The sequence below is a fragment of the Maledivibacter halophilus genome, from assembly GCF_900167445.1.
Classification (GTDB): domain Bacteria; phylum Bacillota; class Clostridia; order Peptostreptococcales; family Caminicellaceae; genus Maledivibacter; species Maledivibacter halophilus.
This window is the reverse complement of the sequence record NZ_FUZT01000011.1, coordinates 163,900-176,899: the sequence shown is the minus strand read 5'-3', so window position 1 is coordinate 176,899 and position 13,000 is coordinate 163,900. Positions and strand designations below refer to the sequence as shown.

Annotated in this window: 11 protein-coding genes and 1 pseudogene; all 12 read left to right on the top strand. The window is 30.8% G+C overall.

Going from position 1 to position 13,000, the window contains the following annotated elements; all coding sequences use genetic code 11:
* Positions 1-70 precede the first annotated feature (70 nt).
* The 12 genes and pseudogenes from B5X81_RS20025 (at position 71) to B5X81_RS19970 (ending at position 12,990) form a co-directional block, all read left to right on the top strand.
* Positions 71-1,225, top strand: a complete 1,155-nt coding sequence (locus tag B5X81_RS20025; protein WP_079494287.1) for an iron-containing alcohol dehydrogenase — start codon at positions 71-73, stop codon at positions 1,223-1,225.
* 47 nt (positions 1,226-1,272) lie between these two features.
* Complete coding sequence (locus B5X81_RS20020; RefSeq protein ID WP_079494286.1) at positions 1,273-2,127, top strand: transketolase; 855 nt, start codon at positions 1,273-1,275, stop codon at positions 2,125-2,127.
* Positions 2,128-3,096, top strand: coding sequence for a transketolase family protein (locus tag B5X81_RS20015; protein ID WP_079494284.1), 969 nt, complete (start codon positions 2,128-2,130; stop codon positions 3,094-3,096). It abuts the gene before it with no gap.
* 52 nt (positions 3,097-3,148) lie between these two features.
* A complete protein-coding gene (gene kduI / locus B5X81_RS20010) occupies positions 3,149-3,979 on the top strand; it encodes a 5-dehydro-4-deoxy-D-glucuronate isomerase (RefSeq protein ID WP_079494283.1) in 831 nt (276 codons plus the stop codon).
* Positions 3,980-4,026: 47 nt separating this feature from the next.
* Complete coding sequence (locus B5X81_RS20005; RefSeq protein WP_079494281.1) at positions 4,027-5,145, top strand: 4-hydroxybutyrate dehydrogenase; 1,119 nt, start codon at positions 4,027-4,029, stop codon at positions 5,143-5,145.
* A gap of 92 nt (positions 5,146-5,237) precedes the next feature.
* Complete coding sequence (locus B5X81_RS20000) at positions 5,238-5,426, top strand: hypothetical protein (RefSeq protein WP_079494280.1); 189 nt, start codon at positions 5,238-5,240, stop codon at positions 5,424-5,426.
* A 690-nt stretch (positions 5,427-6,116) separates the two neighbouring features.
* Positions 6,117-6,977, top strand: coding sequence for a ketose-bisphosphate aldolase (locus tag B5X81_RS19995; RefSeq protein ID WP_330397433.1), 861 nt, complete (start codon positions 6,117-6,119; stop codon positions 6,975-6,977).
* A 3-nt stretch (positions 6,978-6,980) separates the two neighbouring features.
* Positions 6,981-8,183, top strand: coding sequence for an iron-containing alcohol dehydrogenase (locus tag B5X81_RS19990; RefSeq protein WP_079494277.1), 1,203 nt, complete (start codon positions 6,981-6,983; stop codon positions 8,181-8,183).
* Positions 8,170-8,976, top strand: coding sequence for a transketolase (locus B5X81_RS19985; protein ID WP_079494275.1), 807 nt, complete (start codon positions 8,170-8,172; stop codon positions 8,974-8,976). The genes B5X81_RS19990 and B5X81_RS19985 overlap by 14 nt, the downstream gene beginning before the upstream one ends.
* Positions 8,976-9,941 carry a transketolase family protein gene (locus tag B5X81_RS19980; protein WP_079494274.1) on the top strand — a complete coding sequence of 322 codons (966 nt, stop codon included), beginning with the start codon at positions 8,976-8,978 and terminating at the stop codon, positions 9,939-9,941. The genes B5X81_RS19985 and B5X81_RS19980 overlap by 1 nt, the downstream gene beginning before the upstream one ends.
* An 83-nt stretch (positions 9,942-10,024) precedes the next feature.
* Positions 10,025-10,165 (top strand): annotated as a pseudogene (locus B5X81_RS19975) (IS3-like element ISBce13 family transposase); the annotation flags it as partial.
* 140 nt (positions 10,166-10,305) lie between these two features.
* Complete coding sequence (locus B5X81_RS19970; RefSeq protein WP_079494271.1) at positions 10,306-12,990, top strand: sigma 54-interacting transcriptional regulator; 2,685 nt, start codon at positions 10,306-10,308, stop codon at positions 12,988-12,990.
* The last annotated feature ends 10 nt before the right edge of the window (positions 12,991-13,000 follow it).

Genomic DNA, 13,000 nt, shown 5'->3' with positions numbered 1-13,000 from the left:
TGAAAATCTTTCATTCCCCTCCTCTTCAGATGATAGGCTTTATTATTTCTTAAGAAAGGAAGGATGCATAGTGGCATTTAAAGTTTTTACTCCAAAGCAGGTAATATTTGGTGATAATGCAATTAAGGAAAGTGGAGTGTATTTTAAGGATTTAGGGAAAAAAGCTTTGATAGTAACAGATAGCATTATGGGTAAGATAGGTAACTTGTCAATACTTAGGAAGGTACTTGAGGATGCAGATATAAAATATGAAGTTTATAGTAAAGTTGATAGTGAACCAACAGATGTGATGGTTGAGGAAGGTTTAGAAATATATATAAATACGAAATGTGACTTTTTAATTGCTCTAGGTGGGGGAAGCCCCATAGACGCAATGAAGGCTATAGGAGCTATGGTTACAAATCAGGGTCATATTACTGAATACATGGGTAGGATAATAGAAAACTGTCCGCCACCCCTTGTTGCTATACCTACAACAGCAGGCACAGGTTCCGAGGCTACACAATTTACTATTATACTGGATACTAAAAATGATATAAAAATGCTATTAAAGGGACCAAGCCTTATTCCAGCTTTAGCAATCATTGATTCTCAAATGACAAAAACCGTACCTCCCCATGTTACTGCAGCCACAGGAATTGATGCATTAACCCATGCTATTGAAGCATATACATCAAAGCTTGCCAATCCCTTGTCAGATACATTTGCATTATCTGCAGCTGAGCGTATTTTTAAGTATTTAAGAAAGGCTTATAAGAATGGGGATGATTTAAAGGCTAGAGAAGAAATGGCCCTTGGAGCGTTAGAGGCTGGCATTGCCTTTAATAATTCATCAGTGACTATAATTCATGGGATGAGCAGACCTATTGGAGCTTTGTTTCATGTTCCCCATGGAATTTCAAATGCAATGCTAATTGTAAAATGCTTAAAGTTTGTAGTAGAGGGTGGGCCTTCATATTTTGCTGATATTGCAAAGAAAATAAATTTGTATCATAAGGGAATAACTGATACTGAGGCTTCCAAAAGCTTAGTAGATGAAGTAGAAAGCCTATGCAGGGATATTAATATACCAACTTTAAAGGAATATGGTATTAATAAAGATGAGTTTTTTGCTAATATTGAAAAAATGGCAGAGGATGCACTGGCAAGCGGCAGCCCAGCAAATACTAGAAAACAGCCTACTAAAGAAGATATTGTTCAAATATATAAAAGTTTATGGGAATAAAATGATTAGTATATAAAAAAACAATATATACAAACTGGAGGTAAATAATGATTGATAAATATAAAATTGTTGAGTTGCAAAAATTTGCTGCAAGAATAAGAATTGAAACATTAAAACAGATTGGCAAACGCGGTTTTGGTCATATAGGAGGAGCAATGTCAATTGTTGATACTTTAAGTGTCCTTTATGGTGAAATTATGAATATACGTCCTAAGGAACCTAAATGGGATAATAGAGATTGGTTCATATGTTCAAAGGGACATGCTGGTCCTTCAATATATTCAGCTCTTGCCTTGAAAGGTTATTTCCCTATTGATAAGTTGGCAACCCTAAATCAAAATGGAACAATGCTTCCTAGTCATTGTGATAGAAATTTGACTCCTGGAATAGATATGACAACAGGCTCACTTGGACAAGGAGCTTCAGCAGCAGTTGGAATAGCACTAGGTAATAAAATGGATGAAAGAGATAGCTATGTGTATTTAGTTGTCGGTGATGGAGAAATGCAGGAGGGCCAGGTATGGGAAGCTATATTGTCAGCTTCTCAGCTTAAACTTGGAAATCTAATAATGTTTGTAGATAATAATAAACAGCAGCTTGATGGATATACAAAGGATATAAATGATTTAGGAGATATTAAAGCTAAACTTAAAACCTTTAACTGGCATTCCCAGGAAATAGATGGAGGGAGTATTGAAGAGATATATAATGCTATAGAAAAAGCAAAAGATGTTAAGGATAAGCCATCGGTAATTGTACTTAACACTATTAAGGGTAAAGGATGCTTATTTGCAGAAAAAATTTTAAATAATCATCATATGACAGTAAATGACGACCAAGTAAATGAAGCATTAGCTGATCTAGAAAATGAATTAAGTGCTTTGGAAAGGATGGCTAATTAGATGAAGGCTTCTTTGGTAAAGGAAAGAATTATAGAAGATAAATTTATGAGGGATGCCTACTGTGAAACATTAATAGAAATAGCTGGGCAAGACGAAAGACTAGTTGTACTTGACGCTGATTTAATGGGATCAATGGGAACTAAACTCTTTTTAAAAGCCTATCCTGAAAGGGCCTTTGATTTAGGTATACAGGAGGCAAACATGATTGGGACAGCTGCGGGACTATCATTAACTGGAAAGATTCCCTTTGCCCATACATTTGCTCCTTTTGCCAGCAGGAGAGCCTATGACCAGGTTTTCTTATCCTGTGGATATGCAAAAGCCAATGTTAGGATCATGGGAAGTGACCCTGGAATAACTGCGGCTTATAATGGGGGAACCCATATGCCCTTTGAGGATATGGGTATAATGAGAAATATACCCAATATAACTATTTTAGAGCCAGTAGACACAACTATGCTAAAGGATATAATGAAGCAAACTATGGATCTTTATGGTGTTTTTTATATAAGGCTTTTGAGAAAAAATGCAATTAAAATTTATGGGGCTGATTCAACCTTTGAAATAGGTAAGGCTGTTAAATTGAAGGAAGGAGAGGACATTACTATAATTTGTTCTGGAATAATGGTTGATGAATCATTAAAAGCAGCAGAAAAGCTTGAAAAAGAAGGGATAAAAGCAAGAGTTTTAAATATGTTCACACTTAAACCCTTAGATGAGGACTCAGTTGTAAAAGCAGCTAAAGAAACTGGAGCAATTGTAACTGCTGAGAATCATAGTGTGATCAATGGACTGGGCTCTGCAGTAGCTGAAGTTTTATGTGAAAATGAACTAGTGCCTTTGGAAAGAATCGGTGTCTTTGATAGATATGGACAAGTAGGAGATGTGGAATACTTAAAGAAAGAATATAATATGACTTACAAAAATATCATGAAAAAGGCCAAAAGAGCTATATCAAGAAAAAAGTAGTGTTATCAAAGGGTTAGAAAATAAATTATATAAATATTAGGGAGAGATAGAAATGGAAATTAGACACGCTTCAAATCCAAAGGATGTAAAATTATATGATACAAAAAGACTAAGAGATGAATTTTTAATGACAGATTTATTTAATATTGATGAGGTAAAATTAGTTTACAGCTTTACTGATAGAATAATAACTGGGGGAGCATTTCCAGTAAAAGAAGAGCTTAAATTAGAAGCAGGAAAAGAAATTGGTGCTGATTATTTCTTACAAGGGAGAGAGCTAGGAATCATTAATATTGGTGCTGAAGGTGAAGTTATATTAGATGGAGAGGTATACAAATTAAAACATAAGGATGGCTTATATGTAGGAAAGGGAATAAAAGATGTAGTTTTCAAAAGTATTGATTCTAATAAGTCGGCTAAATTTTATTTTAACAGTGCACCTGCCCACAAAAAATATCCAACAGTGAAAATTGATATAGATAAAGCTGAAATTGTAAAATCCGGTGATATTGCCCAATCAAATGCAAGAAGGATTGTAAAATATATTGATCCTAGCGTATGTGAAAGCTGTCAGCTTCTTATGGGTATGACAATATTAGAACCTAATAATGTATGGAATACCATGCCTTGTCATCTTCACGATAGAAGGATGGAAGTTTATTTCTATTTTGATATGGATGATGATGGGATTGTGTTTCAATTAATGGGTGAGCCTGGTGAAACACGACATATTGTTATGAGAAATGAACAGGCAGCCATAAGTCCAAGCTGGTCAATCCATTCCGGGGTTGGAACTAAAAACTATACCCTTGTATGGAGTATGGTAGGAGAAAATAAAACTTATTCAGATATTGATTGGATAGATTTAGACACATTAAAATAGGAATTATAATTCGCCAATTTAAAATTTAAAATAGGAGTTGGTTGTAAATGAAGGCCCTTAGTATTAAGCCTGAAATTTATAAATACAGTAGATTTAATGATTTTACTGGGGAATTTAAAATAGGAAAAGATGATTTAATATTCACAAAAAAATCTTTATATGAATCGTTTATGAAGACATTAAGCCTAGATTGTGATTTTTTATTTAGGGACAATTTCGGTAAAGGTGAGCCTTCAAACGAACTGATTGACAAAATAATTAATTCAATTGATCATAATAAATATAAGAGAATAATTGCAGTTGGCGGAGGTTCTTTAGTTGATATTGCTAAATTATTAACTTTAAAGAATGTAAATAAGTCAACTGATTTATTTGAAAAGAAGATACCAATAATTAAAGAAAAGAAATTAATTATAGTTCCTACAACCTGTGGAACAGGAAGTGAAGTAACCAATATTTCTATTGCAGAAATAAAGGAAAAGAAAACAAAAATGGGATTGGCAGTCGATGAATTATATGCAGATTATGCAGTATTAATACCGGAGCTTATTAAGGGCCTTCCATATAAATTTTTTGTTTACAGCTCAATCGATGCTTTAATTCATGGGGTGGAATCCTTTGTATCACCAAAGTCAAATAATTATACAGAAATATTTAGTATTAATGCTATTAGATTAATTATAAATGGCTATAAAAAAATATTACAAAAAGGAATAGAGTATAGATTAGAAATTATTGAAGACTTTCTTATAGCCAGTAATTATGCAGGGATTGCATTTGGAAATGCAGGAACAGGAGCTGTACATGCCCTTTCATATCCATTAGGTGGGAATTATCATGTGCCACATGGAGAAGCAAATTATCAATTTTTTACGGAAGTATTTAAAGTATACAATGAATTAAAGCCACAAGGAAAAATTGAAAAATTGAATTCTCTATTCATTAAACTTCTTGAAATAGATGATGTATTAGATGTATATGATGCCCTTGATTCTTTATTAGGCAAATTATTAAAAAAGAAAAAATTAAGAGAATATGGTATGAAAACAGAGGAAATTGAATTGTTTACAGACAGTGTAATTGCATCACAGCAAAGATTATTAGCAAATAATTATGTACATTTTTCAAGAGAAAACATATTGAATATTTACAGAAAGTTGTACTAATACAAAATCATATTTGAAAAATGAGATCAATCTGTTGTGCTAGCTTTTTTGTTACCCTCCTGTGGGAAGATAGTTGTCGTAGGAAAGAATTAATGATATTATCCAACAAAGTAAAGAAGGAGATTAAACTTATAGCAAAAAACAATAAAAGATATTCAATAGAAGAAAAACAAAGATTGATAAAACGAATGCTGCCCCCAGAAAATTATTTAGTAACTAAACTTTCAAATGAAACAGGCATACATAAATCAAATTATCTACATGGAAATCAAAAGCTTTAAAAGGTCAGCAAATGGAAAACAAGTAGCAAAAAATCCTGAATTCTAATTGAGTGAATTCAGGATTTTTTAGTGTATATATGTTTTTAAGTTCTGTTACCTTAATGCTTTTTATATTCTAAAATATCTTGAGCTTAGATACATCAGATTTAATTATGTAAACTAGTGTAATGACCACAGAATTTACGGATTACTAAGTTATCTTCTCTAGAATATTAATGGTTGAGAAAAAAGTGTCTTTAAAAGGGTTGACAATCCATACATTTAAAATAAAAATATTAACCCATTATTATTTTAGTATAAAAGAACATTGTTTTTTGTTTATGTTACAAAAAAAGTAGTGAATTAGTGTTTAAAAAGGGGAATTACATTTTAAATTTTCAACAAATCCGTTTTCAGTTTTAAATTTGTTTTATTATATATATGTAATTAATTTAAGAGGATTGGCAATATGTCAAGCTAAGAAACTTGGAATTTAATCCTGCTAGAAAGAGGCTCTACTAATATTATAAAATGAGCAGAGCCATTGTTTATAAAAAATATAAGTGCTATCTTTATTAATTGAGGATAAAAATAGATATTTTACGTAGAATTTAGAATGTTTACTGAAATAATCTATTAGAAATTATAAAAATTTAGTCAAGAATATTAAAAAATATTACTTGATTTAAAGAGGAGGTAAGTAACGTGTTAATGAATATGAAAGAGTTATTGAAAGTGGCAAAAGATAATAATTTTGCTGTTGGGGCATTTAATATTTGTGACAGCTTATTATTTAAGTGTGTAATAGAAGCAGCAGAAGAAAATAATGCACCTGTCATTGTAGAATTAGCACCGCCTGAATTTCAATATGTAACAGATGAATTTTTTGAATTTGTAATTAAACGACTAATGAAAAGTCCAGTTCCATGCGTACTTCATTTAGACCATGGGAAGACTTTAGAAGATTGTATCCGTGCAATTAGATGTGGTTTTACATCTGTTATGATTGATGGCTCTCAATTACCATATGAAGACAATATTGCTATTTCTAAAAAGGTGGCAGAAATTGCTCATTGCGTAGGTGTTTCTGTAGAAGGTGAAATTGGTACAATAGGAGCTTTGAACGATAGTGTGGAAGGTGGAGTAGAAAAAGTAACTTATACACAACCAGAAGAGGTATTAGACTTTATTAGTAGAACTGGTGTAGATTCTTTAGCAATTGCAATTGGAACTGCCCATGGGATTTATCCAGAAGGGATGGTTCCAAAACTAAGGCTAGATATATTAAAAGATATTAATACAAAAACTTCACATCCTTTAGTATTACATGGAGGATCTTCAAATAAGGATGAAGAAATTGCAGGGGCTTGCTTAAATGGTATTTGCAAAGTAAATATTGCAAGCGATTATCGTAGAGCATTTTTTTCAAATGTTAAAAAAACATTAAATGAAAAAAATTGTTTTTGGACACCAGATGTATTTGAAGATGCAGTAATAGAGGCCAAAAAGGTAATTACACATAAAATGACTTTATTTAACTGTATTAATAAAGCAAATTGTTACAGGAGGTAGATTATGGATAATTTTGTATATAATAATCCAACTAAAATTATTTTTGGTAAAGATAGTATAAAACAAGTGGGAGAGGCTTGTAAGAATGAAAAAGCAAATTGTGTCATGGTTGTATATGGTGGTGATTACCTAAAAGAAAATGGCACTTTAGATTTAGTTAAAGAATCATTAAAGGATGCTGGGTTAGATTATGTAATTTATGATGGAGTACAGTCTAATCCTTGTGTATCACAAGTAAAAAAAGCGGCTGCCATTGTGAAGGAAAAGAATGTTGATTTTTTATTAGCAATAGGTGGTGGTAGTGCTATTGATACTGCTAAAGGCATTGCTATTGAAGCAGCTAGTGATATTAATATTATTGATGTTTTATATGGGAATAAAGAAGTTGACAGTTGTTTTCCAGTAGGAGTAATATCAACAATTGCAGGCTCAGGAAGTGAGGCAAGCTGTTCCGTTATATTAACAATTGATGAGCAAAAATTAAAGCGTGCCTATGACTCTGATAAAATTCGTCCTAGATTTGCTATTATGGATCCAATATCCACATTTACATTACCAAAAATACAAATGCTTAGTGGTGGCTGTGATATTTTAATGCATACCTTAGAACGTTATTTTACTTGCACTACTTCAAATACAGAACTAATTGATCGTATGTCCGAAGGTTTATTAATTACAGTAATGGAGGCTATTAAAGCAGCTAAAAAAGATCCTTGTGATTATGAAGCAAGAGCAAATTTAATGTGGGCTGGTAGTTTATCTCACAATGGTTTGCTAGAAACTGGCAGGATAAGTGATTGGGCAACACACAGATTGGAACATGAATTAAGTGGTTTATTTGATGTAATACATGGCTGTGGATTAACTGCTTTATGGGCAACATGGGCAAAATATGTATATAAAACAAATTTAGAAAGATTTTTTAGATTTGCTGTTGAGGTAATGAAAGTAGAAGCAAACTATTTTGATATAGAAGAAACAGCATTAAAGGGTATTGAAGCTTTAAATAATTTCTTTAAAGAAGTTGGAATGCCTACTTCCATTGATGAATTGGGGCTAGTATTAAATGAAGCAGATATTGAACAAATGGCTAATAATTGTTTATTGGGATCTACTACAATTGGCCATTTTAAACCTTTATTAAAAGAAGATATTATTACTATTTACAATAATGCGATACAGGGAGGATTTTATGAAGGGAAATAAAGATTTGAGACGTTTTTCAAGGGAAATACGTGCTTTAACCTGTGAGATGTTTATTAAAAGAAAAGATGGGCACATTGGCGGAGCATTTTCTATTGTTGAAGCAATTGCTACTATTTTTGGTAAATATAAACGAAAAGAAGATTATTTTGTATTATCAAAGGGACACGCTGGACCATCATATTATGCGTCCTTATGTTTGTTAGGGTATATTCCTAAGGAACATATATGTACATTAAATGAAGATGGTACGATTTTACCAAGTCATCCAGACCGTACACGTACACCTGGAGTAGAATGTACAACAGGTTCTTTAGGACAAGGAATTTCAGAAGCTTGCGGAATGGCCTATGGTTTAAAAGTACAAGGTAAGAAAGGAAATGTCTATTGTATTATTGGAGATGGCGAATGTAATGAAGGGCAGGTATTTGAAGCATTACAATTTGCTGCCAATAAAAAATTAGATAATTTAATAATAATAATTGATGATAATAAAAAGCAAGTAGATGGATTTACTAGTCATATTAGTTGTGATTTCAAATTTAAAAATATATTAGAGAATTTTAGCTTCTATACACAAGAAATTAATGGTAATAATATTGAAGAAATAGATAAAGCCATTGAGAATTGCTTAAAGCAAAAAGGGAAAGGCAATGCAATTGTTATGAATACAATCAAAGGATATGGTATTAAATACTTTGAAGATTTATCTGCATGTCATCATGTTAATTTTACAGAAGAACAATTGGTAGAATTACAAAAGTTTGTTGATGAAACAAGAAGGGAGTTAAAATAATGAGTTGGAAGCTAGTAGAAGGCAGAAAGGAAAAAGAAATACGTAAAGCCTATGGGGAAACCTTAGATGAATTACTTCAAACACATAAAGATATAGTTGTTTGTGATGCTGACCTAGCAAGTTCTTCTGGAGCAGGATTTATTTATTCAAAATATCCAGAAAATAGTGTGAATTTTGGTATTAGTGAACAAAACATGATTTCTGCAGGTTCAGGAATGTCATTTGTAGGTATAAAACCTTTTGTTCATAGCTTTGCGCCATTTGTTTCACGAAGAGTTACAGATCAAATCTTTATGAGTTTAGGATTTGCACAAGGGAGCATGCATATCTATGCATCAGATCCTGGATATTGGTCATTATACAATGGGGCTACACATACAACGTTTGAAGATTTGGCAATTGTTCGTTCAATTCCTTCTATAAATGTAGTTGCACCAAGTGATGCCACAAGCTTTGTATGGGTATTGAAATATTATGCAAAGCATGGTGGAATATTCTATAATCGTGCGCCTAGAAAGGTAGTGCCGGTAATCTATGAAGAAGGATCAACCTTTGAATATGGAAAAGGTCAATGGATTAAAAAAGGTACTGATGTTGTTTTGATTGGTGAAGGTCCAAGTGTTTCTGATTGTTTAGAAGCTGCCAAAGTATTAGAAGGAAAAGGAATAAGTACTAGTGTTGTAGATCTACTATTTATTAAACCACTGGATGAAAAATTAATTAAGGAAGTAGTTAATTCACATAAACTTGTAGTTACTGTTGAAAACCATAATAAATATGGTGGTATTGGTGAATTGATAGCTGGAGTTATGGCACAATTACCAGCAAAAGCACCTCTACGTATAATTGCGGTAAAAGATCGTTTTGGTGAAGTGGGGACAAAAGAATATTTGAAAACAATATTCAATATTAATATCAAAGATATTGTTGAAATCGTTTTAGAAAATAGAAAGATATTAATGTAAAAACAGGTAGATAGTATTATGAAAACAAGGGTAATTACATGAAAAAAACTAAGGAATAGAAACGGATTCAAGTGGTAAAAAATCAAAAAGGATTAGTTCTTCATAGTAACCTTGGAAACCAATATACAAGTTTAGAATTTAAGAGATATATTTCAAAACTCAATATTATTCATTCCTTTAGTGGCAAGGAAAATCCCTATGATAATGCATGTATAGAGTCCTTTGGATATATTACTCCTCATTTATGTGAGGACATAGCTAGAGAATTTGCATAATTTGTTCAAAAAAATGTGTTTACTATATTGACATAAGTCCACCAGAAGTTAGATATAATTAGGTCTTATTAAAGGGAGTAATGAGAATAATGCAAAGTACTAAAAGTGAAATTCTATCTTATTGTATAAAAAAGACAATTAATACCGATATGACAGATATTGAGAAATTATCTGCAAGTGTGTTAAGTAATGACTTAAATATATCAAGGTCTTTAGCTAGTCAATACCTAAATGCTTTTGTAAAAGAAGGAGTATTGATTAAGATTGCAATTAGACCAGTATGTTTCTTATATAAAAAAGTAATTGAAGAAAAATTCCAAGTTTTATTGAAAGAAAATGTATTCTTATCAATTGAAGAATTTATGAATACAATATCAGAGCAAGTTTGTATTAAGCGAAATTTCATGAAAATGATAGGATATGATTCTTCATTAAGTAAAGTAATTGATCAAGTTAAAGCTGCCTTAAAGTATCCCAATAATGGCCTTCCCATACTTATATATGGAGAGAAAGGGACAGGCAAGTTACTATTATGTAGAGAAATGTATGAGTATGCTATTGATAGTGAAATATTAAATTCAAATAACAAATTTTGCAAAATAAAAGTTTTTTTAGAGAGTGAAAATATTTTAGAACAACTTTTAGGAGTAGAAAATGAAAGAGGACTTTTTGAAAAGTGTAATGGTGGAATAGTATTTATTCAGCATGCACAAAATTTAAAATTGAAGGTTCAACAAAAAATAGCTAAGATTATTGAGTCAGGTGTATTTCAGCGTATAAAAACCAATAAAAATATTGAGTTTAATGCTAGAATCGTGTTGTCTGTAGATGAAGTTTATTATAAAAAAATGATTTATGATTTTATTCAGTGTTTTCCTGTAGTTTGTTATATACCAAATTTTAAAGAACGCTCCTTAGATGAGAAAGAAGAGTTAGTAATCCATCTTTTTAAAAAACAGTCCTTAAAATTAAGAAAGCATTTATTTGTTAGTAGAACAACGATCAAAATGCTTCTTATGAAAGATTATGATTACAACATTGATGAATTGAAGAATATTATTGAAAATTTATGTGCTAAAATTAATGCTGCTAGTAATTCAGAGAATCTTTATATACGTGCATTTCAGTTGCCTGAGTCAATCTTAAAAGGATACAAAGAGGATTTTATTGCAGAACAAGTTGATTTTGTAGATGTTACTTCTTATAAAAAAGTAGATGAATCTGAGAAAATGTTAGAACTTTTTGATAGTGTGATAGATTACTTAAAGAATACAAATTATTTAACTGGACATAAAATAAGTGAAATTATATCAGATATAACACAATACTGCAATTTTCTATTAAGTAATTATGGAGACTTTAGATATCAGTATAAAGATAGTAGCATTAAATATATATTAAATAAAGTATTAATTTCATATAATGTCACAATTCCTTTAAACTGTTTTAGTTTGTTTCCATCTTACTTATATTTATTGAATTCATCTAATGAGAAAGTCCAACAATGGCATACTGATAGAAAAAATGATATGATACTTTGTTTGAAAAAATTAGAAAAATTTAGCCCTCAAAGTAAGTTGATAGTAGAGAAGATTAGATTTGCAATGAAGAATAATTTAGGACTTGAATTTGAGGAAATGAGTAAAATTATTTTATTGATAAATCTTATTTATTTCAATAATTCTGTCAATAAAAATAAATATTTATGTATTATTATTGCTCATGGCTGTTCAACTGCAACTAGTATGGCAGAAACAGCAAATGCATTAATTGGAGCCCATGTATTTGAAGCCTTTGATATGGCATTAGGTACATCTTGTATAGATATGGCAGAACGTCTAAAGGATTTTATTAACCGTTATAGTATTAAAAATGACATCATATTGTTAGTAGATATGGGTTCCTTAGAACGATTATATGAACATTTTCAAATTATAGATAACTGTAATATTGGAATTATTAATAATGTTTCTACGCGTATGGCCATAGAAGTAGGCCAGATGGCACTAAAGGATTTAGATATGCAAACAATATTAAAAAAGGCTTCAAACAATGCTATTGCTAAATATACCTTAGTAGAAAATAAGATTCTAAAGGATTTGATTATTTTTATTTCCGATAATGGAATTAAAATGGCCAATCGTATGAAAAAGTTATTTGTGAAAAATTTACCTAAGGAGATTGATATAAATGTTATTTCCTTAGAGCAAAAAGATTTGCTTAAAAAGGAGCTTATGGATAATTTAACTAAAGAATACAATATATTATTTATCTCAGGTACTTGTACAAGTAGTAATATACTAAAACCATTTGTTTCATTAGAAGATATTATATTCAATATTGACATGATTAGAAGTAAAATAGGTAAACATTTAACAGCCGAAGAATTAGACATATTTTCTGAAAACTTAATTTATAGTTTTTCATTGGAAAGTGTAGTAGATAGTTTAAGTATTTTAGATGCAGAAAAATTGCTTAATTTTGTAAAAGAAGCAGTAAATCAAATGCAATCACAATCAAATAAAAGAATTTATGGTAGAACAATCATAGGATTATACATTCACATATGTTGTATGGTAGAAAGATTAGTTACAAAGGAGCCAATTAAAAACTGTAATAATATTGAGAATTTTGAAAAGAAACACAAAAATTTTATTGACATTATAAAGAAGAGCTTCTACAAGATTTGTCAACACTATGGTATTGAAATTCCAACAAGTGAAATTTCATATTTATATGACTATATAAATTGTGATGACAAAAAAGAAGATTAAGGGGATAGAA